Annotated in this window: 22 protein-coding genes; 12 read left to right on the top strand and 10 right to left on the bottom strand. The window is 62.7% G+C overall.

Annotation, left to right across the window (positions count from 1 at the left end; all coding sequences use genetic code 11):
• Positions 1 to 284: 284 nt before the first annotated feature.
• Positions 285 to 1,307 carry a polyphosphate kinase 2 family protein gene (locus tag JSS27_18360; GenBank protein MBS0210911.1) on the bottom strand — a complete coding sequence of 341 codons (1,023 nt, stop codon included), beginning with the start codon at positions 1,305 to 1,307 and terminating at the stop codon, positions 285 to 287.
• Between the two features lie 136 nt (positions 1,308 to 1,443).
• Here JSS27_18360 and JSS27_18355 point away from each other — a divergent pair, with 136 nt between their 5' ends.
• Complete coding sequence (locus JSS27_18355) at positions 1,444 to 4,488, top strand: c-type cytochrome (GenBank protein MBS0210910.1); 3,045 nt, start codon at positions 1,444 to 1,446, stop codon at positions 4,486 to 4,488.
• Between the two features lie 227 nt (positions 4,489 to 4,715).
• Here JSS27_18355 and tkt read toward each other — a convergent pair whose 3' ends face one another.
• Entirely contained in the window at positions 4,716 to 6,800 is a 2,085-nt protein-coding gene (gene tkt, locus JSS27_18350) for a transketolase (protein MBS0210909.1), read from the bottom strand.
• Between the two features lie 355 nt (positions 6,801 to 7,155).
• Here tkt and JSS27_18345 point away from each other — a divergent pair, with 355 nt between their 5' ends.
• The 4 genes from JSS27_18345 to JSS27_18330 all read left to right on the top strand — a co-directional run bounded on the left by JSS27_18345 (position 7,156) and on the right by JSS27_18330 (position 11,022).
• Positions 7,156 to 8,205: a phosphotransferase gene (locus JSS27_18345; protein MBS0210908.1), complete on the top strand. Its 1,050-nt coding sequence runs from the start codon at positions 7,156 to 7,158 to the stop codon at positions 8,203 to 8,205.
• A gap of 32 nt (positions 8,206 to 8,237) precedes the next feature.
• Positions 8,238 to 9,533, top strand: a complete 1,296-nt coding sequence (gene eno / locus JSS27_18340) for a phosphopyruvate hydratase (protein MBS0210907.1) — start codon at positions 8,238 to 8,240, stop codon at positions 9,531 to 9,533.
• 92 nt (positions 9,534 to 9,625) lie between these two features.
• Positions 9,626 to 9,892 (top strand): cupin domain-containing protein, encoded by a 267-nt coding sequence (locus tag JSS27_18335; GenBank protein MBS0210906.1) that lies wholly within the window; start codon positions 9,626 to 9,628, stop codon positions 9,890 to 9,892.
• On the top strand, positions 9,889 to 11,022 hold the full coding sequence (locus JSS27_18330) for a hypothetical protein (protein MBS0210905.1): 1,134 nt from the start codon (positions 9,889 to 9,891) through the stop codon (positions 11,020 to 11,022). The genes JSS27_18335 and JSS27_18330 overlap by 4 nt, the downstream gene beginning before the upstream one ends.
• Before the next feature lie 28 nt (positions 11,023 to 11,050).
• On the opposite strand, the gene aroF is transcribed toward JSS27_18330, so the two are convergent.
• Entirely contained in the window at positions 11,051 to 12,064 is a 1,014-nt protein-coding gene (aroF, locus tag JSS27_18325; GenBank protein ID MBS0210904.1) for a 3-deoxy-7-phosphoheptulonate synthase, read from the bottom strand.
• 337 nt (positions 12,065 to 12,401) lie between these two features.
• Entirely contained in the window at positions 12,402 to 12,980 is a 579-nt protein-coding gene (locus JSS27_18320) for a sigma-70 family RNA polymerase sigma factor (GenBank protein ID MBS0210903.1), read from the bottom strand.
• Between the two features lie 690 nt (positions 12,981 to 13,670).
• Between JSS27_18320 and JSS27_18315 the strand changes: the two genes are divergently transcribed.
• Positions 13,671 to 13,955, top strand: a complete 285-nt coding sequence (locus JSS27_18315; protein ID MBS0210902.1) for a ferredoxin family protein — start codon at positions 13,671 to 13,673, stop codon at positions 13,953 to 13,955.
• Between the two features lie 289 nt (positions 13,956 to 14,244).
• On the opposite strand, the gene JSS27_18310 is transcribed toward JSS27_18315, so the two are convergent.
• The gene (locus JSS27_18310; protein MBS0210901.1) at positions 14,245 to 14,883 is read right to left on the bottom strand and encodes an HNH endonuclease; all 639 of its coding nucleotides are present in this window, start codon (positions 14,881 to 14,883) and stop codon (positions 14,245 to 14,247) included.
• Between the two features lie 236 nt (positions 14,884 to 15,119).
• Positions 15,120 to 15,293: a hypothetical protein gene (locus tag JSS27_18305; GenBank protein ID MBS0210900.1), complete on the bottom strand. Its 174-nt coding sequence runs from the start codon at positions 15,291 to 15,293 to the stop codon at positions 15,120 to 15,122.
• Between the two features lie 281 nt (positions 15,294 to 15,574).
• Here JSS27_18305 and JSS27_18300 point away from each other — a divergent pair, with 281 nt between their 5' ends.
• Positions 15,575 to 15,883: a hypothetical protein gene (locus JSS27_18300; protein MBS0210899.1), complete on the top strand. Its 309-nt coding sequence runs from the start codon at positions 15,575 to 15,577 to the stop codon at positions 15,881 to 15,883.
• Positions 15,884 to 15,936: 53 nt separating this feature from the next.
• On the opposite strand, the gene JSS27_18295 is transcribed toward JSS27_18300, so the two are convergent.
• Entirely contained in the window at positions 15,937 to 16,539 is a 603-nt protein-coding gene (locus JSS27_18295; GenBank protein ID MBS0210898.1) for a histidine phosphatase family protein, read from the bottom strand.
• 182 nt (positions 16,540 to 16,721) lie between these two features.
• On the opposite strand from JSS27_18295, the gene JSS27_18290 reads away from it, so the two are divergent.
• Entirely contained in the window at positions 16,722 to 17,300 is a 579-nt protein-coding gene (locus JSS27_18290; protein ID MBS0210897.1) for a thermonuclease family protein, read from the top strand.
• Positions 17,301 to 17,309: 9 nt separating this feature from the next.
• Here the strand turns inward: JSS27_18290 and nadE are convergent, their stop codons facing one another.
• A complete protein-coding gene (nadE, locus tag JSS27_18285; GenBank protein ID MBS0210896.1) occupies positions 17,310 to 19,304 on the bottom strand; it encodes an NAD(+) synthase in 1,995 nt (664 codons plus the stop codon).
• Between the two features lie 230 nt (positions 19,305 to 19,534).
• Here nadE and JSS27_18280 point away from each other — a divergent pair, with 230 nt between their 5' ends.
• Both JSS27_18280 and JSS27_18275 read left to right on the top strand, forming a co-directional pair.
• Complete coding sequence (locus tag JSS27_18280; protein MBS0210895.1) at positions 19,535 to 20,815, top strand: glycosyltransferase; 1,281 nt, start codon at positions 19,535 to 19,537, stop codon at positions 20,813 to 20,815.
• 105 nt (positions 20,816 to 20,920) lie between these two features.
• Positions 20,921 to 22,066: a hypothetical protein gene (locus JSS27_18275; protein MBS0210894.1), complete on the top strand. Its 1,146-nt coding sequence runs from the start codon at positions 20,921 to 20,923 to the stop codon at positions 22,064 to 22,066.
• Here the strand turns inward: JSS27_18275 and JSS27_18270 are convergent, their stop codons facing one another.
• On the bottom strand, positions 22,067 to 22,351 hold the full coding sequence (locus tag JSS27_18270; GenBank protein MBS0210893.1) for a hypothetical protein: 285 nt from the start codon (positions 22,349 to 22,351) through the stop codon (positions 22,067 to 22,069). It abuts the gene before it with no gap.
• 17 nt (positions 22,352 to 22,368) lie between these two features.
• On the bottom strand, positions 22,369 to 22,827 hold the full coding sequence (locus JSS27_18265; GenBank protein ID MBS0210892.1) for a hypothetical protein: 459 nt from the start codon (positions 22,825 to 22,827) through the stop codon (positions 22,369 to 22,371).
• 176 nt (positions 22,828 to 23,003) lie between these two features.
• Between JSS27_18265 and proC the strand changes: the two genes are divergently transcribed.
• On the top strand, positions 23,004 to 23,831 hold the full coding sequence (gene proC, locus JSS27_18260; protein MBS0210891.1) for a pyrroline-5-carboxylate reductase: 828 nt from the start codon (positions 23,004 to 23,006) through the stop codon (positions 23,829 to 23,831).
• 117 nt (positions 23,832 to 23,948) lie between these two features.
• A complete protein-coding gene (locus tag JSS27_18255) occupies positions 23,949 to 24,197 on the top strand; it encodes a hypothetical protein (GenBank protein ID MBS0210890.1) in 249 nt (82 codons plus the stop codon).
• Positions 24,198 to 24,438: the final 241 nt, after the last annotated feature.

Raw genomic sequence — 24,438 nt, 5'->3', positions numbered from 1 at the left:
GGAGGGGCTAGGGGAGGGTGGAGACGTTATTGGCCGAGAACGCCTCTACCCTCACCCGCTCACTTCGTTCGCGACCTCTCCCTGAAAGGGAGAGGTGTCAGGCAGCCGCGATGATACCGCAATGCCCGCCGTTTTGTCAGCAGGGTGGAAGCTATCAGTCGCTTCTCCGAAATAAACGGGTGCCATGCTCAAACTTCTTGTTTGAGCATGCGAAGCGCGAAATCGGCATGCTCAAGCCTTAAGGGCTTGAGCATGGCACCCAAATTAATTGCTGATAAGGCGAGTTACTCTTCCTCGGCTTCGAGTTCCTTGCGCGCCTCGGCCAGGAGCTTCCGCTTGGCGTCGTCCACCTTGGGCGCCGTCAGCCCCAGCGAATTGATCCCGCGACTGATGATGGCCGCGACCAGCGCGCGGCTGACCCACTTGTGATCGGCGGGAATCACGTGCCAGGGGGCGTCCTTGCTGCTGGTGGCGCTCAGACAGTCCTCGTAGGCGTTGGTGTACTGGTCCCAGTACTGCCGTTCCTTGAGATCGGCCGGCGAGAACTTCCAATGTTTGTCCGGATTGTCGAGCCGCTCGAGGAATCGCTTGCGCTGCTCTTCCTTGGACAGGTTCAGAAAGAACTTGAAAATCTTCGTCCCGTTGCGGATCAGGTGCCGCTCAAAGGCGTTGATGTCTTCGTAGCGGGCTTGCCAGAACTCTTTGTTCGGCTTGGCGGCGGGAATTCGCTGGGCGGTGACCAGTTTGGGGTGGACCTTCACGACCAGCACTTCTTCGTAGTACGAGCGGTTGAAAATGCCGATTCGCCCGCGCTCGGGCAAAAAGCGCGAGTACCGCCAGAGGAAGTTATGGTCCAACTCCTCGGCCGAAGGGTGCTTGAAGCTGGCTACTTCGCAACCCTGAGGGTTGACCCCTGACATCACGTGCTTGATCGTGCCGTCCTTGCCGGCCGCGTCCATGGCCTGGAGCACGATCAAGACGCTATACGTGTCCGAGGCGTAGAGCAACTCCTGCGCGCTAGCCAGCGCGTCGACCTTCTCGGTCAGGAGCTCCTTGGCTGTCGCCTTGCGGTCGGCCTTGGGAATCTTCTTGTCGCCGGCCCAACTGGGGTCGTATTCCTTGAGCGCAATCTTCTTGCCGGGCGGCACACGGCAGGCCGAGATCAGATCTTCAATCGTCTTCACGCGCGGAACCTCACCAGAGTGACAAAACAATGGGTGCAGGCCCAGGCTAAGTCCCCCGTCGCGCCAAATCAAGACAGCGATCCACGCGTGCCGAGGGCCATTTCCGCAACGACTTAGGCGCATCAACCGCCGCGACGGGGCATAATTCCGTCTGGCAAAGGCTAGGCAGGGCCCGTTGGTTCTACTAAAAGTGAATACAGTTTTGCTCCCGCCCGCCTGCTCCCCTCCCCCACTACTTCTCGGCTCGTCGAGGTGCTCGATGGTTGCGTCGCGCTGGTTCCCGGTCTCGCAAATCACTGTAGCGTCGTCCGCCCTAGCGGGAGTGCTTGCCGCTGCGGTCGTTTGCACCTCGGCAGTTGCTGCCGAGCCGGCCGCCAAGCCCGCCCCTCCGGCCGCGCCCGAAGCAGTCGATAACCAGGACTTTTCGGCCGAGTTGCCCCGCCTGGCCCCGGTCGAGCCGGCCGACGCGATCAAGACGTTTCAACTCAAATCCGAGGTTCGCATCGAGCAAGTCGTCGCCGAGCCGCTGATTGCCAGCCCCGTGGCCGTCGCCTGGGACGAGAACTGCAACCTGTACGTCTGCGAAATGCGCGGCTACAGCGAAAAGCGCGACGAGAAGCTGTCGCGCATTCGCTGTTTGCACGACGACAACGGCGACGGGCGCTATGATCGGGCCGAAGTGTTCGCCGACAATCTGCTCTGGCCGACGGCGTTGGCCTGCTGGGACGGCGGGCTGTTCGTCGGCGACGCGCCGAACATTTACTACCTGAAAGACACCGACGGCGACGGCCGCGCCGACCGGCGCGAAGTGGTTTACACCGGCTTCGCGGTCACCAATGTGCAAGGGTTGCTGAACACGTTCCTGTGGACGTTCGACAACCGGATTCACGGCTCGGCCAGCAGCACCGGCGGCGAGATCACCCGGCCAGACGATCCCAAGTTCAAGGCGTTGAACCTGCGGGGACGTGATTTTGACTTCGATCCGCGCACACGCGACATCCGCGCCACCAGCGGCGGCGCGCAGCACGGAATGTCGTTCGATAACTTCGGCACGAAATTCGTTTCGTCCAATAGCGACCATATTCAGCAAGTGATGTTCGAGGACCGCTACGCCTCGCGGAACCCGTACCTGAGCGTGCCGAGCGCGCGGGTCTCGGTCGCCGCCGATGGTCCGCAGGCCGAAGTTTATCGGGCCAGTCCGGTCGAGCCGTGGCGCGTGGTGCGCACTCGGTTGCGCGTCTCGGGCGCTGTGAAGGGGGCCGTCGAAGGGGGCGGCCGGGCGGCGGGCTACTTCACCGGCGCGACGGGAGTGACGATCTACCGCGGCAGCATTCTGCCACCCGAGTTCGCTGGGCTGGCCATTGTGGCCGACGTCGGCAGCAACCTGGTCCATCGCAAGCGGCTCAGCCTCGAAGGGCTGCAATACAAAGCCGAGCGCATGGACCAGCAGAGCGAGTTGCTGACGTCGACCGACATTTGGTTTCGCCCCGTGCAATTCACCAACGGGCCCGAAGGGGCGCTGTATGTGATCGACATGTACCGCGAAATGATCGAGCACCCCGGCTCGATTCCCGAAGTGATCAAGAAGCATCTCGACACCAGCAGCGGCCAGGACCGCGGCCGGCTCTATCGAATTGTCCCGCCCGGCTTTAAGCCCGGGCCGCTCCCCAAGTTGGGCAAAGCGACGACCAACGAGTTGGTGAACTTGCTGGCGCACAAGAACGCCTGGCATCGCGAGACGGCGGCGCGGCTGCTCTATGAGCGGCAAGATAAGCAGGCCAGCCTGATGATCATCGCGTCATTGTTTGTCTCGGAAGACCCGGTTTACTCGATCCAGGGGATGTACACGCTGGCCGGGCTCGATCGGCTCGATCCATTCATTCTGATCAGCGGCATGATCAACAAGAACGAGCATGTCCGCCGGCATGCGATTCGCCTGTCGGAGGCGAAGTTCGCCAAGTCGCCCGAGTTGGCGGCCGCTATCCTGAAACTAGTTGACGACCCGAGCATGCTGGTGCGTTATCAATTGGCGTTCACGCTGGGCTATCTGCCAGCGACCGAGCGACGCGGGCCGCTGACCCAGTTGGCCAAGCGCGACGGTGGCGACCGCTGGATGCGAGTGGCGATTCAAAGTTCGTTGGCTGACGACGCCGCGCCGGTGCTGGCTGACTTGCTGGCCGACGCCGAGGTGCGCCAATCGACCGCCATTCGGCCCTTGCTGATCTCGCTGGCTACCCAGGTTTCGCGACGCAATCGGGCCGACGAGGTGGCGCTGGTCGCGAACGCTTTAAAGGCGGTTCCAGCGGGCGAACTGGCGATTGGCAAGGTGATTGCCCGCGGCATGATGGACGGTCGGGGCGGCGAAGCCCGCCGGCAGTTATTCGGCTCGGACGGCTCGACGCCTCTGATCGACATGCGCTCGACGCTGGCCGCCGCCTCGACGACGGCGCTTGATGCCAAGCTGGCGCTGGCCAAGCGGACCGAGGCGATCTCCTGGTTCTCGATGGGCGAACTGAGCGCGGCCCTGGCTATCGCGCCGCAACTGCTCGACAGTAAGCAACCTGCTGAAGTGCAGTTGGCGATGATCTCGGCCCTGGATGAGTTTCGCGAAGGGGAAGTCGCGCGGCCGGTGATCGCGCAATGGTCGGCCCTGAGTCCGCGCGTCAAATCGGCGGCGCTCGATATGCTGATGACGCGATCGGATCGTGTCGGCCTGCTGCTCGATGCGGTCGAGGCCGAGCAGTTCCCGGCGCACGAGATCGATCCAGCCCACGCGGCTCGCTTGATGAGCGGCAACGACCCGCGCAAGCGTCCCAAGGCGCAGCAGTTGTTAAGCGCCACCAAGGTCGCGCGCCGGCAGGACGTAGTCGACGCCTACCGTGGCGTGTTGAAAATGTCGGGCGATCCGGCCCGCGGCAAGCTGGTGTTCGGCAAGATCTGCGCCACGTGCCATCGTGCCGAGAACGTCGGCTTTGAAATCGGGCCAAACTTGTCGACGATGAAGTCGCGCGGGCCCGAGGCGATTCTGCTCAACGTCTTGGACCCCAGCCGCGAAGTGAACCCGCAGTTCGTGAACTACGTCTGCTTGACGACCGATGGACGGTCGCTGGCGGGCATGTTGGCCTCGGAAACCGCCACGAGCGTCACGCTGAAGCGGGCCGAGAATCAACAGGACACCGTGCTGCGGATCGACATCGACGAACTGCGCGGCACCGGCGCATCGATCATGCCCGAGGGGCTGGAAAAGCAGATCGACCAGCAATCAATGGCCGACGTGATCGCGTACATCATGCAGTTGCCGTAAGGCGGCAAACCGCCGACGCCTTTACCCTCGCCCCTTGCGGGAGAGGGTCGTTCGCGTAGCGAGCGGGGTGAGGGGTAAGCCACAAGCTCGCGCGAGTACCCACTTCATCACCCAGCATCCGGCCTTCGGCCACCTTCTCTCACAAGGGGAGAAGGGCTGATTTCGAGTCGGTGATGAATTTGAGCTGAAAGACGTCGGCTCTTGCTTCGCACTCTTCAAAGCAGCGCTCAGCTCGCGCCGAGCAGCGACTTGGCTTCCGCCACCACGTGGTCGGCCGTGATGCCGAAGTGCTTGTACAGCGTGCCGGCCGGGCCGCTGGCCCCGTAGCCGTGCATGCCGACAAAGCGCCCCTGGCGGCCCAGGTACTTGTCCCAGCCGTGACGGATGCCCGCTTCGACGGCCACGCGCGGCGCGACGGCCGGCGGCAGGACGCTGTCGCGGTAGGCTTCATCCTGGGCGTCAAAGACTTCCCAACTGGGCATGCTCACCAGGCGAGCCGCAACACCCGCGGCGGTCAGCTTTTCGTAGGCGTCAACGGCGATAAACAACTCGCTGCCCGTGGCGATCAAGATCAGGCTGGGGGCGTTCTGCGACGCATCGGCCAGCACATAGCCGCCGCGCGAGACACCCTCGGCCGAGGCGTACTTCGTCCGGTCGAGCGTGGGCAGGTTCTGCCGCGATAGGACCATCGCCACTGGTTGGGTCTTGCTGCGCAGCGCCACACGATAGGCCTCGGCCACTTCGTTGGCGTCGCCGGGGCGCATGGTGATCAGGTTCGGAATCGCCCGCAGAGCCGACAGGTGCTCGACCGGTTGATGGGTGGGGCCGTCTTCGCCGACGCCGATCGAATCGTGGGTCAGGACATACACCACCGGCAGCTTCGAGATGGCCGACAATCGCAGCGAGGGCCGCAGGTAATCGGTAAACACGAAGAACGTCGCGCCGTAGGGACGCAGGCCGCTGAGGGCCATGCCGTTCAGCGCGGCGGCCATGCCGTGCTCGCGAATGCCCCAGTGGAAGTTTCGGCCCGCGTAGTTCTGTGCTTCGAAATCGCCCGCTTCGCCAGTAATCAGCGTCATCGTCGATGGCGCCAGGTCGGCCGAACCGCCAATGAACCAGGGGATCTTCGGGGCGATGGCGTTCAGCACCTTGCCGCCCGAGACGCGGCTGGCCATTCCCTTGGCGTCGGCGGCGAAGGGCGCGATGTTGGCGTCGAAATCAGCCGGCACGTCGCGCTTGCGCATCGCTTCCAACTCGGCGTGCAGCGCCGGGTGCTGCTTGGCATATTGCTTGTACTTGCGTTGCCAGTTCTTCTGCAGCTTGCGGCCGCGCTCGCCGACTTTCTCGTGCCATAGTTGCGTCACCTCGTCGGGGACCAGGAACTGGGCCGTCTCGGGCCAGCCGTAGGCCGCCTTGGTGAGCTTGATTTCCTCGGCCCCCAGCGGCGCGCCGTGAGCGCCATGAGTGTCTTGCTTGTTTGGCGCGCCCCAGGCGATGTGGCTGCGCACCACAATGAGGGTCGGCCCGGTCTTGGTGCGCTGAAAACGCTTATAAGCCTTCAACAGCGCCGCGGTGTCGTTGGCGTCGTCGATCTTCAGGACATTCCAGCCATAACCCTTGAAGCGCGTGGCCACGTCTTCGGTAAAGGCCAGCGAGGTGTCCCCTTCGATCGTGATCTTGTTGTCGTCGTAAATCCAGCACAGGTTCGACAGCTTCAAGTGGCCGGCGATTGAGGCCGCCTCGGCCGAGACCCCTTCCATCAGGTCGCCGTCGCTGCACAGCGCATAGACGTTGAAGTTGAACAGCTCGAAGCCGGGCTGGTTATAGCGCGCCGCCAGCCAGCGGCTGGCGATGGCCATACCGACGCTGTTGCCGCAGCCTTGGCCCAACGGGCCGGTGGTCGTTTCAACGCCAGTGGTCTCGTAGCTTTCCGGATGGCCCGGGCAGCGGAAGTGCAACTGGCGGAATTTCTTGATGTGTTCCAAGGGCACCGCCAACTCGCCGGTCGGCTTGCCATCGTGATCCAACTGCTTGACCTGGGCCAGGTGTAGCGTGGCGTACAACAGCATCGAGGCGTGGCCACACGACAGCACGAACCGGTCGCGGTTCATCCACGTGGCGTCGTCCGGGTTGTAGCGGAGCACTTCGTTCCACAGGCTGTGGGCAATCGGGGCCAGCGCCATCGGCGTGCCGGGGTGACCACTGTTCGCGGCCTCGACCCCGTCCATTGCTAGCGTGCGGATGGTGTTGATCGAAAGCTGTTCCAGATTGGTCTGCTCGCCGGTCGGAACCGACGTAACTGTGCTAGCCATAGATTGTTCCAGTGCGATAGGTAGAGTACGTGCGTGCCGGCGATGGCGCGTTTGGGAAGCGGGCGGCGTCAGAACTGATGGGTCGCCAAATCGCGCGGCCCTGCGGGCGGCGTTCAATGTAAGACTTAATGACCGATGAGTTTAGGCGTCGACCGGTTGCCCGTCAAACGGCTGCTGGGTGGGTAAGCTCACGAATGAACGGCTAACCCAAGACGAACAAGTAATCTGCCCTAGGCGACCCGATCGCCGTGGTTGGGCGCGCCGGAACCGTTTCTGTCACAAGGAGTTCAGGCAGCGGCATTCGTGCCGCGGATGGGATTCATTTGGGCCGTCCCAGGGAATAAACTACCGGTCTATGCCCCCTCAGTTGCAACTCGAAATCGACGAGCGGAACGCCGCCGACTATTTACGCTCGCAGGGGTGGATCAAGCCGGGTGAAGCGGTGCGTGTCGAGCGGTTGTCGGGGGGGGTCTCGAACGAGGTCTTCTACGTCGCGCGTCCTACGGCGCCCCACGGCGACTTTGTCTTCAAGCAGGCCCGGCCGCAACTTCGTACGGCCCTTCCCTGGTTCTCGAGCATCGAGCGCATCTGGCGCGAAGTCGACGTGATGCGCGTCTGCCGCGAGTTGGGCACCGGAGCGGCCGACGCGCGGACGACGGTCCTGACGCCGGAGATTCTGCACGAAGACCGGAGCAATTACTGCTTTGCGATGACGGCGGCGCCACGCCAGCATCGCGTCTGGAAACAAGATTTGCTCGCCGGGCGCACGGACCAGCAAATCGCCACGCGCTGCGGTCGGTTGCTGGGGCGGTTACATGCCGCCTCGTGGAGGTCGGCCGAGTTGGCCGAGCGGCTGGGGGACCGGACGTTGTTCGACGAGCTGCGGTTGGATCCGTATTATCGCACGGTCGCGCAGGCGTTTCCGGAATACGTGCCGCTGTTGAACGGACTGGTCGAATCGGTCTGGGACCATCGGCTGAGCCTGGTTCACGCCGATTTTACCCCCAAGAACCTGCTGGTCTGGGACGGCGGCTTGATGATGGTCGACTTCGAGACCGGCCACTTTGGCGACCCGGCATTCGACGTGGGGCTGTTCCTGGCCCATTTGGCGCTGAAGGCCGAATTGAAGCGTCCCGACCATGCCGCGTATTTAGAATTGATGACGAGTTTCGAGCGGGGATATCGCGAGCAGTTGTTGACGGCGGTTAGCGCCGCCGACTACGACGAATTGACGCGTCGCTCGATCCAAAACTTTGCCGGATGCACCTGGGCCCGGCTAGACGGCAAAAGCCGCGTCGAGTATCTCAACGAAGAGCCGCGACGGCAGCGGATACGAGCGTTGTGCCAGTCGCTGCTCCGTGAGCCGGTAGCCGGCTGGGCCGAAGTGCTCGCCCGCCTGAGTTAATTGATTTCCAGACATTCGATCGAGACGGAACGATGGCCAAGATTAGCGCAGTGTACGCCGCCGAAGTGTTGGACAGCCGCGGCGATCCCACCTTGGAAGTTGAAATCCGCTGCGATGACGGCAGCTCGGGTCGCGCCATCGTGCCGGCCGGCGCTAGCACCGGCAAGGCCGAAGCCCACGAGTTGCGCGACGGCGACCCGGCGCGCTATGACGGACGCGGCGTATTGCAGGCCGTGAACAATGTGCGCACGCTCATCGCGCGGGCCGTGATTGGCGCCGACCCCGTCGAGCAATTCACGATTGACAGCCGACTGTGCGAGTTGGACGCCTCGCCGCACAAGCACAAGCTCGGTGCCAATGCGCTGTTGGGAGTTTCGCTGGCGACGGCCCATGCCGCGGCCGAGTCGGCGCGGATTCCGCTTTATCGGCACATCAATTCGCTGTGGCAGCGCGTGGCCGCCGGCGCGCCGGTGTCCCAGCCGCGCATTCCGCTGCCGATGACGAACATGATTTCCGGCGGCGCGCACGCGGGCCGCAACTTGGACTTTCAAGACTTCCTGGTCATGCCCGTCGGCGCGGTCAGCTATGCCCAGGCGCTCGAGTGGATCGTTCGCGTGTCGCGTCGCTTGGGCAAGGTGTTGACCGATGCCGGTTACGAAGGACGCCTGGTCGGCGACGAAGGGGGCTACGGGCCGCGGCTGAAGAATTCGCGGCACGCGATGGAGTTGCTGGTCCGCGCGATCGAGGCCGCCCGGCTGCGTCCCGGTGAGGATGTGACCGTGGCGATCGATGTGGCCAGCACCCAGTTCTTTGACGGGACACACTACCAACTGTCCGACGAGAACAAGACCCGGCTGACCAACGCCCAAATGGTCGATCTGCTCGAACAGTTGATCGAAGAGTTTCCGCTGATTGCTAGCATCGAAGACGGCATGGCCGAGGACGACTGGGAAGGTTGGCAAATGCTGACCCGGCGGATCGGTTCGCGCGTCCGGCTGATTGGCGACGATTTGTTCGCCACGCACGAGGACCGCCTGCGCCGCGGCATCTCGTTGGGGGCGGCGAATGGCATTCTGATCAAGCCGAACCAGGTGGGGACGCTGAGCGAGACGCTGCGGACGATGCGCTTGGCACAAAGCTCGAACTACAGCCGGATTATCTCGGCCCGCAGTGGCGAAACCGAGGACACGACGATCGCCGATCTGGCGGTCGGCACGGCGACCAAGAACATCAAGATCGGCGCGATTCAACGGAGCGAGCGGCTGGCCAAATACAATCGCTTGCTTCGTATCGAGCAGGAGATTGGCGAAGATCGGATAAATTGGTGAAACTGCTCGGAATCTGAGGATTGTTCAATATGGAGCGATTTTTCGTCGATAAAAAGGACTGCCGAGAATTGCGCCCTTTCCCTGGCGTGAGCATGTTCGTAAAAACCGGCGATCGCATGTCGTTGTCGCTGGTCGAAATGGCGGCGGCGGCGGTGATTCCCCTGCATCAGCACCCCCACGATCAGATGGGGCTGATGCTCGAAGGGGAAGGCGAATTCACCATCGGCGATGAAGTGCGACAAGTACGCGCGGGCATGATGTGGAGCATTCCCGGGGGAGTGCCCCATACGATCACGGCCGGGCCCAATGGACTGCGGGCCTTGGATGCGTTTTATCCGATTCGCGAGGATTACCGGTGAAGCACAATCGACCGTTGAACCACGGATGGTTATTCGGTGCGATGATCTTGGTAGCGGCGGCGGGGTGTCGATCACCGATCGGCAGCAAGGTGCCCATCGACGCCACCGCCGGCATGTTCGATTCGGCCAAGATCGACTACTCGGTCGACGTGGCCCAATTGGGCGAGCCGATCAGCGTGGCCCATGTCGAAGGACGCGCTGTTTCGTACGAGGCGCAGCCAACCGTGCCGATGGCCGGCGCCGCCAAGGGGCGGCTGACCATCGCCTATCCCCATCCCCAAGCGCGGCCCGGCTATGCCCGGTGCCGTGTGACGTTGACGTCGCTGCCCAACGCCTCGGCCGTCAAAAGCAGCGCCGTCGAGCGGATTGCCGGCATGCTTCCCGACGTGGCCGCCAAGCGCCGTGAACAGCAGATGTTCGAAGTCTGGACGCTCGACATTCCCAAAGCCGACTTTGATCAGGCCGTGGCCATGCTGGGCGAGAGCGGTTACTTTCGCTCGGGGGCGAGCAAAGGACACGGCGTGAAAGTCGCCACGACGATTGACGGTGTCGATAGCGAGCGCGCCTGGCGACAAGTGCCCGAACTCGATGCCCTGATGCTGCGGGTACGAACCGAGGGTAGGCTTGAAGAGTACCACCGGCCCGTCACGATGGAACAACGGGGCCAAGCCGACCAGTTCGCCAGCGTGGCGGCCTATCGGAGCCAGCAGCCGGCGCTGCCGCTCGACCCGACCAAAGTCGTGCAAGGGGCGACGGCCCTGGTCTCGGCCGCGGCGGGTTATGGAATGAATCACCAGGAACTGGCTCAGTCGCCTCCGGCCGAGCCAGCGCCGGCGTTGAACTATGCCCCAGGCGGGCCGATTGGGCCGATCCCGATGTCGCGCGCTACCAACGCGGCGGCCTACGCCGGCGCGCCGGCCTACGCTGGTCAACAAGCCACGGTTACCGCACCGGCAGTCGCGCCAGGTTATTCACCTGCCTACGCAACCAGCGCGCCGTCAAAGGTAGGGAATGGGGTGTATGGTGGTGGGGCGTTCCAGGCGGCGGCAGGAACTGCGCCGGCTACTACATCACCGCAACAAAAGACTGCCTGGCGCTGGCCCTGGCAAGCACCGCCAACCGTGCGCTAATAGTAGCTGCTCGTCAAAGTCCGGAAAGCTAGACCGAGCGCCCCAACGCCTCGGCCACCTTGCGGCATAGCCGCATGGTCTCTTGAAACTGCGGCACGTTGAGCGACTGGTAACCGTCGCTCATGGCGTTCTCGGGATCCGGGTGGACCTCCAGGATCAAGCCATCGGCCCCGGCGGCGACGCTGGCCGCCGCCATTTGCGGCACCATCCAGGTGTGGCCGGTCCCGTGGCTGGGATCGACCACGATCGGCAAATGGGTCTTGGCGTGCAAATAGACCACCGACGCCAGGGGCAACGTGAAGCGAGTATGGTTCTCGAAGGTGCGAATGCCGCGCTCGCACAACATTACGTTCGGGTTGCCCCCGTCCAGGATGTACTCGGCGGCCAGCAGCAACTCTTCGAGCGTGGCGCTAGGGCCGCGCTTCAACAACACGGGCAGCGGCTGCCGGCCGACGACTTCGAGCAGCCGGTAGTTCTGCATGTTGCGAGCGCCGATCTGCAGCACGTCGGCGTATCGGCCGACCAGTTCGACGTCCTCGGTTCCCATCACTTCGGTCACAATCGCCAACCCGGTGGCGTCGCGGGCCGCGGCCAGCAGTTTGAGCCCCTCTTCCTTCAAACCCTGGAAGCTGTATGGGCTGGTGCGGGGCTTGAACGCGCCGCCGCGCAGGGCCGTGGCCCCCGCTTCCTTGACCGCCACGGCGACGTTCAGGATTTGTTCTTCGCTTTCGACCGAGCACGGCCCGGCGATGACCGAGACTCGGCTGGTGCCGATCTTCAGGCTGCGCGAGCGGATGACCGTGGTTTCCTTCTTCAACTCGCGACTGGCCATTTTGTAGGGGGCCAGGATCGGCATCACCTCGGTGACATTGGCGTCGGCCTCAAGGGTTTCTCGCATCCCGTCCACTTCGGCCCCGATGGCGGCCACGACGGTTCGCTCGACGCCGTGCAGCACGTGGGCTTTCATGCCCAGCGACTCGACACGTTTGACCGTGTGCTGAATGTCGTCGGGCGTCGCCTCTTTGCGCATCACGATGATCACGGAAAGCCTCCTTCGACCTGAATGTGCGATTGCCGGGCACAGTGTAGCAGCGCGCACGCAATCAAGCCTAGGTTACTGCGGGCGCGGAGAACGCGGAAATGGGGCCTGAATTGGCGCGCCTAACCACGATCAAGACTAGGAAATTCGACCACGACGACACGACGGTCACGACGTCGGAACAAGAAAGAGGGAAAGGCTGCCGCGAACCACAATTCAAGCGGTCTAACCGGGCGGGGACTTGTGGTGCGAAGGCTGCCCACTCGTCGCATTACGTCGTGACCGTCGTGTCGTCGTGGTCGATTGCTGCCTTCCGTGAAAACTGACAACCGGAAGAGGGCTAGCCCGGCGATTCTTGGGGCGTTGGCTCTTCGCCGGCGCGGCGCATCTTGGCCCGGGCTCGGCTGAGCATCGGCCCGACGGTGTTTTCGGGAATGCCCGTGGCGGCGCTGATCTCCTGGTAAGTTTTTTCTTCCAGGTGGTAAAGCCGGACCACGTCGGCCTCGGTCCCCGTCAACTCGTCGAGCAGGCGATCGACTTCCTCGCGGTTCTCGATGCGGGCTTCGGCCGCGGCGCCCGGTTCGACAGCCTCGACATTGCTCAAGCGGGCCAGCGACTTGCGTTGCAAGATTTCGCGGACCACGACTCGCCGTGAGACGACGGTCAAATAGGTGGCCAGACTGCACGTGCCGCGGAAGTGACGCAGCACGGCGAAGTCGTCGCGGACAATCGTCAGAAAGACGTCCGCGCAAAGGTCTTCGCGATCCTGGGGCTGGAGCCGGACGCTGCGGGCCTGGGCCGAATGATTGACGACGTGAATCACCAAGCCCAGGAAGCGGTCGACGAAATCCTCCCACGCGCGTGGCTTACGAGCCAAGCAGCGTTCGAGGAGCGCACGGTCGACTTCCTGCAATGCCACGTTGTTCCGCCTCCAGCGGCCAGCTCTGGTCCGTCCCCTCGTGAGGGAACACCCTGGGCGCAGACTCTGCGCCCAAGCGACTCACCTGGCCGCTTCAATCGATTCTAATAACGCGCGGACAAATCAAGCAAGTTTCCACCTGCTGAAAACAAAGCTAAATGGCGGCCTTTTTTCTGGCGAAAGACCGGCCGGTGGGGTTGGACAAAGGCTGCCGGCAGCGGGCGGAAAGAGGGGCGAGAGGCTAGGGACGAGGGATTAGAGGGCTGATTATCGGGCGAGCTTTTGTCGTGTTGTTGCCATCGCAATCGAGCACCGTTGCTTTTTAGCAATCTTGCCCGTGTGCCCCTTATGCGTCGCATTTTGGTGCGACCAGGGCCGGAGGTGGTTGAACACTTACCTGCGTTTGGGCAACAGGCTCAGCCGAAGGCTCGACGGTGTGCTGCTGGCGGCCTGAGAACCGGTCTCGACAAACCCGGGTTCTATCGCCGTTTCCGATGCGCCGTACCACGGGGGCTGATCGAGGCTGTGGGAACAGGCAATCGGGGGCGACTCTTTGCTTGACGGCTAGTGCAAGTGGGCCTAACATTCGCAAGAGTTTACCGGCTTTGTGCCGACAGACTATAAAGCAAATCGATGGCGGCCGCCGTTGGGGGAGGCCGCATCTGGTCCTGTGATAGGAGTGATTGCTCTATGACCCACGTGGTTGCCGAACCTTGCTTCGCTTGCAAGTACACCGACTGTGTGGTGGTTTGCCCGGTCGAATGCTTCTACGAGGGGGAGCAGATGTTGTACATCCACCCCGACGAGTGCATCGACTGCGAAGCGTGCGTGCCCGAGTGCCCGGTCGAGGCAATTTTCCACGAAGACAACCTTCCTGAAGAGTGGAAAGAGTTCACCGCGCTGAACGCCGAGATGGCACCGCAGTTGCCGGTGATCACCGAGAAGAAGACGCCGATCCCCGAACAGAACGGCTAGTCGGCGGCAATTGCTGTTCGACAGTAATTGCTGGCGGCAGTCGTAGGAATCGCGCGGCGCAAACAGCGCCGTCTTTCGTGCGCTTTGGGCACTCTCATCATTAGCCCCCGGTCAATGACCGGGGGCCTTGTGGCCAGCGCGCCATGCTACGCATCAGGCGTTCATCGAGCACGCTTCCGCGGAATACGCGCTCGGCACTATTTTTGCCGCCTTGCGCAACAAAAAAGCCCAGGGAATGAGACTCCTGGGCGTGTAAGTTCAGCGCCGCCTCTCTCGCCACGCACCGCGTTTACTTCAAATCCACCGACCAATACGCATGATCGAGGAAGGTCTTCCAGCTTTCGTACTTCGGGTTCCCCAGTTTCATCGCCAATAGCGGGCTGCGCTTTGGCTTAACCGGCTGCTTGATCAGGTGCATGCCGGCTTCTTGCGGCGTGCGTCCCCCTTTGCGGACGTTGCACTTCACACAACTGCAGACGATGTTTTCCCAACTGGTTTCACCGTTGCGGCTGCGCGGCACCACGTGGTCCAGGCTCAGCTCACTGGTCGGAAACCGCTTGCCGCAGTACTGACACCGGTTGTTGTCGCGGGCAAAAATGTTGCGGCGATTGAACCGTATCCCTTGCTTGGGGATCCGATCGTAGAACAGCAGGCGAATCACCCGCGGAACTTGGATCTCGAAATTAACCGCGCGAATCCAGTCCTGGTGCGGTTCCTTGAATTGGGCGCGCAGCTCGCTGATTTCGCGCCACGACTCGAAATCGTAGTTGGCGAATTGCCCTTCATCTTCCAGATGAACGACCTCGGCCAACTCACAACACAAAAGCGAAAAGGCACGACGAACGCTGACAACGTGAACGGCCATGTACAGCCGATTCAAGACCAGCACGCTGGCGCCTAATACGTCAGCCGCTGCAACACTCGCCATGCGGACCTCCTCGCTCGTGGTGATCTAGCGATCGCCGGGCCCGCCGGTCGGACGCGGCGTCATCTTCCTACGACGCGAGCGCCACCGTGATGGGACACGGCCCTCATGATCAATCAGCTCCACCAGGAATCCATCTCAATTCTAGCTACGCGGCCGGCAAATGGCTAGCTTTTCGCCCGGGAGACGATGCTATCAAGGGCCGATCGGGGGCCCTCGAACGCGACATTCGGGCCAAGCTACCTGATGACCCTCGTCACCAGCAAATGTTCGCGAACCCGGCGAACAGGCAGCGCGATCACGCCATGAATCGTGGCCCCAAGCCGGTAGGCCCCTTGCGACGTCGCGAGCGCGCCGCGGTTCATGAACAACGTCGCGACAGTGCGTGAAGCTTCACGGCGCAGGAAAGTCAAGATCAATTCTCGGCGTGCGGCGCAGCGGAAAATCGGAAAAAACAAAACCCTCGGGGAAGACCTTGCGACGCAATGCGCCGGGCCGTTAACATGAACCTTACTGAACCGTGAACGCGCGCAAACGCGAGTCGGTTGCCTTCGGCTTCGCGGCCGATGTCAGACTCGACGAATTGCAGAGCGTGTCGACCGTTGGAGAAAGCGAAGCTTTGGAACGCGAGCACAAGCGGTAACGTGCCGCGGCCGACGGTTGGCCCTTATCTCGGACCCAGGGGAATGTTGTCATGATCCATTACTCGTGCGACCTTTGTAAGCGCCCGCTCGACCCGCAGGACGACTTGCGCTACGTGGTGAAGATCGAAGTCTACGCGGCCTTCGATCCCGTGCAGAACGAAGATGCCGACGCCGATCGTGACAACTTGCAAGACCTGAGCGACATGCTCGAACATCTCGACACGCTGGACTCGTCGCAAGTCGGCGACGACGTCTACCAGCAAAAGCGCTTCGACCTGTGCCCCGAGTGCCGTAAGCGCTTCCTCAGGAATCCGCTCGGCCGCAAGACGTCGGATAAGTTCGATTTCAGCAAAAACTAGTCGGCCGCCGCCATCGTGCGGCAAGCTGCCTTGGTTTTCCGACGCGACGCCGATCAGTCGGCCCCCGCGACATGTTTGCGGCAGTTCCATAGCCGCAACACGGGGTTGGTCTTCGTCCGGTGATAGCCGACGATGCTCATCGACGCCGTGTCCAAGAACAGATGCGTCGCCGCGTCGGCCGGCAGGTCGAGCCAGCGGATCGTGAACATCTCCAAGAAGTGCCCGCTCGAAAACAGCAGCACGCACTTGTCGATTGCCCGCAGCTTCGTCACCACGCGCTCGGCCCGGGCGCACACGTCGGCCACCGACTCGCCGCCGGGGCAGCCATCGCGAAAGATTCGCCAATCTGGGCGCTGGGCGTGAATTTGGGCGGTGGTCAGCCCCTCGTAATCGCCGTAATGCCATTCGACCAGGTCAGGATCGACCTCCGCCACATGGCCAAAGCCTGCCAACTCGCACGTCTGGCGCGCTCGCTGCAATGGGCTGACAAAGACGCGCGCGACCTGCAGCCCCTTGAGCCGCTGACCCAGGGCCACGGCGTTCCGCTGGCCGCGTTCGGTCAACGGCAAATCGGTCAGGCCAGTGTGCTGACCGGTCAGCGACCAGGCGGTCTCGCCGTGCCGCGAGAGGTAAACCAGTGATTCGGTGTCGTTCATCGGGCGGTTCCTCGTTTATTCATCCTCTACACCGGCGACCGATTGTCAGCCACCCCCATTTTCGCTAAACATGCGGATCGATCCAGCCGTTGCCTAACGGCGATCAGCCCCGCGGCGGGCGTTCCCTAGCAACCGTCGGCGGTGCGCCCCGGTCGCCACGATTCTTGCGGAAATCACTCCTGATGACCATCACCTGGCCGGGGCCTCCGCCGCGGCGGCGATTGAGCTGGCAATATGGTCTGTGGGTTGCCGTCGTGCTGGCGATCGTCTGGTTCGCCTCGCAAAGCGGCCCGCCGGTCGAAGACGCCCCCAGCCCGGTGGTGCCGGCTCATCCGGCGGCTGAGTTCGAGGTCGATCGTGTCATTGATGGCGACACGCTCAAGCTCAAGAACCACGCTCGGGTCCGCCTGATCGGTGTGAACGCCCCGGAAAGCGTGAAGCCCGACTGGCCGGTCGAGCCGTTCGGTCCCGAGGCGAGCGCCTTCACCCATCGGTTTGTCGATGGGCATGTGGTGCGCCTTGAGTTCGATCGCGAGCGAACCGACCAGTATGGCCGCTGGCTGGCCCATGTTTGGGTTGGTGACAAGTTGCTGAACGAGGAACTGGTCCGGGCCGGGCTGGCCCGCTGGGAGCCGCATTACCAGTATGCTCAGGCATTCAAGACTCGCTATCGCAAGGCCGAGGCCGAAGCCCGAGCGGCAAAGCGTGGTATCTGGTCGTTACGGGAAAACGAGAAACGATCAACGCGAAACGATGAGTGATGGCCACCGTCACTCGCCGCTTTGCTTCTTAACGTACTCGCGCAGCTCGGCTAGTTCGCGCTCGAAGCCGCCCGATAGAATCGGGAACCGGCACCAGGTTTTGGGGTCCAGGTTTTCATCATCGACGTGGAAGCTGGGGGCATAGCGTTCGCGTTTCCACTGGTTGCGACACCAGAGGCGGAAGAACCGCTCGACCCAACCGCCGAGTTTCATCAGCGTGTGCTGCGGGAACTGCGACCGCATACGCAGCAGCACCTCGAGCGGCATTAACTTGTCGCGAATGGCGGCGCGCTCGACCGCGTCGAGCAGGTCGTACGGCATCAGATCCTGCTCGTCGGTTTGCTTCTGGCTCGACGGGCGCAACTCCGCCGTCGGGGCCTGGTCGTTGACCGCCGCCAGGGCGGGAATTGGGCCAACCCCTTGCGGCCCGTGGCGCTCGAGCCAGCGGAGCCAGTGCCGCAGGAAGGCCTTGTCGATGCCGGCAATCGGGCTCAGGCCTCCCGACGTGTCGCCGTCCATCGTGGCGTAACCGACGGCCGCTTCGGAGCGGTTGCTGGTCGAAAGTAACAACGCCCCGCGCAAATTGGCCAGCATCCACACCCCGGGCGAGCGAACCCGGGCCTGGATGTTCTGTAGCGCCAGATCGTCTTGCTCCCACGTCAACGGTCGCCCAACCGCCGCCGACACCATCTGCACGTATTCTTTCGCCAACCGGTCGACATCGAACTGAAGGAACTCGGCCCCGATCGCCGTCGCGACGCCACGGGCCGCGTTCAGGGTGACCGGGCCGCTGTTCTCGGTCGATTGATAGACGCAACTCAGCAACTGGCCGACGATTTCGCGCTCGGTCCCGGCCGATTGCACCCGCCGCAGATAGCCGAGCTTGGCCAGAAAGCCAGCCAGCGACAGCTCTTTGACCCCGAAGGCCACTGCCAACGCGACCAGACACGACACCGCGGCCGAGTCGGCGCCGCCGCTGATCGACACGACAAAGCCGTGCGAGCGACTCTTGCGCAGATAATCGAACAGCGCCAGACTGATCGCCCGGGCGAACTCTTCCTCTTTCAGGTGCGGGCTGCTTTCCCAGGTTGCCGCTTGCGGCTCGACAGCCGGATCGAGCGCCGGAAACTCGAACGGCACGTCAACCGTCGATTCGTCGGCGCGAAAGCTGGGCTGAAAGCTGCCGCTGCGGCTGCGCTGCAGGCGGGTTTCGTAAATGTCGATTTGGGCGCTGGTCACGACGTAGTCGGCGAACGAGAAGCGCGGGCCCGCGGCGCGCAACTGTCCGCCCGAGGCGATCAACGCGCCGCCGTCATAAATGATTCGGCCGCTTTCATTTCCCAGCAGGTTGCTATAGACGTAGCTGACGCCGAACGCCCGCGAACCTTCGAGCACAAACCGTTGCCGGACGGCGTGCTTGCCAAAGGCGAAGTGGCTGGCGCTAGGGTTCAGAATGATGTCCACGCCGTGCAATACCGACTCGCTGCCGCGGCGGCTGGCGACCCAGGCGTCTTCGCAGATTTCAAAGCCGATCTTGACGCCGCCAATCTGGAACGAGATGTCCCCCAGTGGATACGTCCGGTCGCCGATCGAAACCTCGGCGCGCTGCCCGGCCGGCCAGGGTTTGAACCAGCGGGGCTCGTAATGGATGCCGTCGCCGGCAAGGTAGCGTTTGGCGACTAGACCGGCAATCTGGCCATCGACAGCCAGACACGCCACGTTAAACAAGCTGTGCTGGAATTCGAGCGGCAACCCCAGCGATACGATCATTCCTCGCGTGGCAGGAAGGATTTCCTGCAACACGTCGAGCGCTGTGGCCTGGAGGCCCGGTGAATGAAAAGCGTCTTCGCAGCCATAGCCGGTAATGCACAGTTCGGGCAAGCAAAGCATCGTGGCCCCTTGCTGGCGCGCCTCGGCAATGGCGTCGACTATGCGAAGTTTATTGCCGGCCCAATCGAAGGGTGTTTGATTCAGAACCGCAGCCGCGACTTTGAGGAGTTTCATAGGCGGCTAATCATCGTAACGAGAAAAATAAAATTGGCGCGAGGTCCGGCAAATTGACGCAGTGGATTTCACTCGATTCTCATTCTAATTCAGTTCATGGGGCGCATGAACCCCATCGGAACTAGTGCGAAGAATGCAGCATCGTTTAAGATCACTAATACAAGAATCTGGTTCGAGAGGCCTCGGTGGCGAGGCCCCAGACGCAGTGTCCGCTGAGGGCAGTCGACGGTATGCACTTTCTGTTAACCACGGTGGGTAGCGCCGGCGATGTGCATCCATTTGTCGGCATCGGCCGCACATTGGCCGCACGCGGGCATCGTGTCACGTTGATGACCAGTGGCCACTTTGAGCCGCTGGCCCGGCAGGCGGGGCTCGACTTTGTCGATCCGGCCCCGGAGTGGGACTTTCGCGAATCGATCAATCGGCCAGAACTGTGGCATCGCTACCGCGGGCCACGGTTCGTGATGGACATGGTCGCCGAGACGATCGAAGCCCAGTTCCAGGCGGTCCTGGCCCACGCGGTTCCGGGCGAGACGGTGATCGTGGCGTCGAGCCTGGCGATGGGGGCCCGCGTCGCCCAGGAAGTGGCCGGGCTTCCCTTGGCCACGGTGCATCTGTCCCCGTCGTTGTTCCGGACGATTCATGCCGAGGTCAGGCTGCCGGGCATGTTCCTGCCGACTTGGCTGCCGGCGCCGCTGAAGCGGCTGCAATTCTGGCTGGCCGACCGGCTGATCATCGATCGCGTTCTGGGCTCAAAGATCAACGCGATTCGTGGCCGGTATGGTCTGGCTCCGGCGCGGGGCATCATGGGCCGATGGTGGCACTCGCCCCAGTTGGTGCTGGCGCTGTTTCCCGAATGGTTCGGCGCCAAGCAACCCGATTGGCCGACACAAACCGTCCTGACCGGGTTTCCATTATATGACGAGGGAGACCTGGTCGAACCGAGCAGCGAACTGCTCAGTTATCTGAGCGCCGGTTCCAAGCCGATCGTCTTCACGCCCGGCTCGGCCAACCTGCACGGTCGCGAGTTCTTCGCGGCGGCTTGCGACGCCTGTCGCCGGCTGGGACGCCGGGGTTTGTTGCTAACACGGTTTCCCGAACAAATACCCGCGAAATTGCCCGATGGAGTGAAGCATTTCGACTTTGTGCCGTTTGGCTGGCTGCTACCGCGTGTGGCGGCGGTGGTCCATCACGGGGGGATAGGCAGCATGTCCCAGGGGTTCGCCGCCGGGGTGCCGCAACTGGCCATGACCATGAGCTTTGACCAGTTCGACAACGTGATGCGGCTCGAGCGGCTGAACTGCGGACGCGGCATCGACCAGCGCCGCTTCACCGGCGCGCGTGCGGCCAGGCTGCTGGGAGAGATGCTCGATTCCTCGGCGGTGGCCCAGGCGTGCGAGCGAGTTCGCGCGATGGTCCATCAGGATGATGCGATGGAAACGATTGCCAACGCCGTCGAACGACTTGGCACGGAATCTGCCCATTTCGTCAAGCCCGGACTGCACCATTAGCTCCATTGCGGCGTTGATAACGATAGTAAACCACGGTTTGAACGCGATACGCGGTCAGGAAGTTTCATGTCAGAGTCTCGTTCAGCAAGGCGTAAACGCGCACGGATGACCCGCACCCAGATTGCGCTGACCAGCACCCTGATTTGGGTGGTGTGTGGCGGTGGCGCATGGGGGCTATGGTATTACCTGCGCCAGGCCGGCAATGCCGCCCCTGATGCCCAGGTGGTCAAGGCCCAGTTACGCGAGCAACTGGGCGTGGGGGTCGAACTGAGCACGGTCTTTGCCATGTCGACCGACAAGGGCCTCGAATGGCAAAAGCAGCAAATCAACAAGAAGTTTGGTCTGCTGGGGCGACTGGGCGTCCACTGGTCGCGCGTCTGTATCGGCTGGGACCGTATTGAGCGCGAGCGCGACAAGCCGAGTTGGGACATCGCCGACGCCGTCGTGTCCGCTGCTCGCGAGCATGGCGTCAATCTGTTGTGGGTGATCGACGGCGTGCCGGTTTGGGCCAGCGACAGCGGCCGGACGTCGGGCCTGCCCAAGGATTTGGCCGACGAGAAAGGGCGCTATCCGCAGTTTGTTATGAAGCTGGTCGAGCGTTACAAGGCCGACGTCCATCATTGGGAAATCGGCTGCGAGCCCGACTTGGACGAAGTTCGCGACAGCCAGGGGGCGTTGAAGTATCCACAACTGCTCGACCGCGCCTCGGCCGCGATCATATCGACCGACCCCAAGGCCAAAGTCGTGCTGGGGAGTTCCAGCGGTCGCATCGTGCGGCAGATCAAGTGGACGCGCGACCTGGTCCAGCAATACCGCAACACGCTCGCCAAGCTGCCGTTTCATGTTGCTAATTTTCAATTACACGGCGCCGACTTGAATGTCGCCGCCGAAGGAAGCCGAAGCGCGTTCGAGCAATACGTCCAAATCAACAAGCAGCAAATCGACGAAGCGATGCGCGAGTTGCAACTGGCCGACATGCCGGTCTGGATCACCGAGTTCAACTACGCCGCCAATCGCTCGGCGCAGCTCGACGCGAAATACGAGGGGGAAGATGGCCAGGCCCAGGTTGTCAGCAAGCTGTTCGCCAGCCTGGTTGTCGGTCATCCCGAGCGAAAAGTGTTTTGGGCCGATCTACTCGACGATCTGAACGCCCAGGACACGTTGACGGGGTTCGTGCCAATCTCGGCCGATGGGAAGATCGGCGAGCCGCGTCCGGCTTACCAGGCGTTGCAGACGCTGCTGGCCGATTGATCAGCGATTGGCCTTCGCGGTCGTTGAATCACCCCGGGTGATCCCCTGCGCTTCGGCTGAGGGGAACGGATCGTCGGCCACTTTCTCGCGCATGGCGCGCCGCGCGGCTTCCTCGCGATCCAGCCAACGCCACGGCGCTGACATGCCAGGACGATCGCTCGAGCCGAGCCACGACTTGGCGCAACCCGCCGAAAGGATCGTACCGGTCACAAGTCCCAAGCAGACGAGCGCTGACAGGTTTCGCGCCGCGTGCGCGGGCAGCGAGCCTGAATTGATGCGTGGCATCGATAATCGCTCCCGGCTTACATCTTGGGGCGGTCCAGCGCCATCCACTCGCCCATCGTGCGCGGCGTCGGAGCCGGCGTCGGCTTGAACATCGAGCCGAACAGCCCAGGTTTCTTTTCCTGACGCACGACGGCGTATTTCGGCGTGGGCGAGGTGCCAATCTTGGACCGCAGCGGCTTAAGCGTGACCGCGTCGAATGTCCCTTGTGCGATCTTCTTGCTGCCGGTGGACAAGTTCTGGGTCAAGTTCGTCGGCTGGCTGGTCGGCGTCCACAACGGTCGCCCATTGAGCGTCGGCTTCCCCTTCAGCTTCGAGATGGCTACCGGCGTTGACGAGGTGGTCGTGGTCCACGGCATCAGGGCTCGCTTCCAGAACGGCGTTGTCTGATAGCCGATCGGCTCGGTCGCCAACGCCGACGACGCGCCGCCAGCCAACAGCCCCAGACCGATGCACAGTCTGCCTACGATGTTCCTCATGGCCGATTCCCTTGGTGGAAAAAGCGCAATTTGCGCCCGATTTTGGGCAGCGGAGTGTCGCAAAACCGCCGGGCTCCGTCGAGGCCAATTGTCGTCGACCGACCTTTGGCTTAGCATGGCAATAGACCGCCCGTCCGGCGGCCCGTGCCGACACTCGCTAGATCGACGCTTTTCCAATGGACAAAACAACTTGCGGCTTTATCGGCACCGGCCGGATGGCCACGGCCCTGGCGCGCGGCTTCGTCGAGGCCGGCCTGCTTACCCCGGCCCAGATGCTGGGGAGCGATAGCTACCCCTCGGCTGCTGACCAGTTCAAAGCCACGACCGGCGCCCAGATTGCCACCAGCAACGGGGCCCTGGTCAACGCGGCCCAGATCATCTTCCTGGCCGTCAAGCCGCAGCACATGGCGTCGGTCCTGGCCGAGATCAAGCCGCACATCGGTAACCGGCATCTGGTCATCTCGGTGGCGGCCGGCGTGCCGTTGCGAGTGTTGTCGGCCGGTTTGGGTAGTGAGCCACGATTGGTGCGCGTGATGTCCAACACGCCGTGCCTGGTGGGCCAGGGGGCGAGCGCCTATTGCCTGGGGCCGAACGCGACGAAGGACGACGCGGCGCTGGTCGCCAAACTGCTCGAATCGGTCGGTCGGGCCTACCAACTGGACGAAGGCTTGCTCGACGTGGTGACCGGGCTGTCGGGTTCAGGCCCCGCCTACGCCATGTTGATGATCGAGGCGCTGGCCGATGGGGGCGTGCGTTGCGGGTTGCCGCGCGCGGTCGCCCAGGGGCTGGCGGCGCAGACGCTGCTGGGCGCGGCACAGATGGTCCTGGCCACAGGCGAGCATCCCGGCGCCTTGAAAGATCAAGTCGCCAGCCCCGGCGGCACGACCATCGCCGGTTTGGCTGTGCTCGAACAGCGCGGCATCCGCTCGGCATTGATCGAAGCGGTGACCGCGGCCACGAATCGATCGAAAGAATTGGGACAAGCCGCCGCCAACAAATCGTAATCCAAGGAATCAACCAGCGTCGAACATGGTTGTTCGGCGTGGTGGCGTCGGCGGCTGTCAAGCCGATCGATGGCCAATCGTAGTCCACGCTGTTGTCAGTTCAGGAGTTCAAGGTCCATGTCGAGTGTCTTCATAGTCGTCGATGATAAGCACGTCCCCCTCTATCGCGTAATGTGGGTGGCGGCCACGCCCCACTACTGTGGCGAGGAAGACTGCCAGCGCGAAGGATACTACGAGATTCGCTTGGAACAAGGCGAGGCGGTCTGGGCCAACGTCGAGGAACGAGACAAGCTGCTCGAAGCGCTCGAAGAATGGGCCGGCGGCGAACCGCCCCCCGACGAAGGCGCGGGGCCGAACTGGAATTGACAATGGTTGGCGGTTTTTTTCGCACTCACCAACACTGGAGGCAACCGAAGTCGAGAAAGAACTTCGCCAGCATTAGACGCGAACACCCCTCCCTTTCAGGGAGGGGTAAGGGGGAGGGTAAAGACGTTGCCGATCAAAAACGACAAGACTCAGCTCAAGTCAACCGAGTGCAAAGCCAATCGGCTTGCAACGCTTTTACCCTCACCCGCTCACTCCGTTCGCGACCTCTCCCTTAAAGGGA

It is taken from the genome of Planctomycetota bacterium, assembly GCA_018242585.1.
Lineage (GTDB): Bacteria > Planctomycetota > Planctomycetia > Pirellulales > PNKZ01 > JAFEBQ01.
Note: the sequence above shows the minus strand (reverse complement) of the source record. Positions and strands in the feature narration are given on the sequence as shown.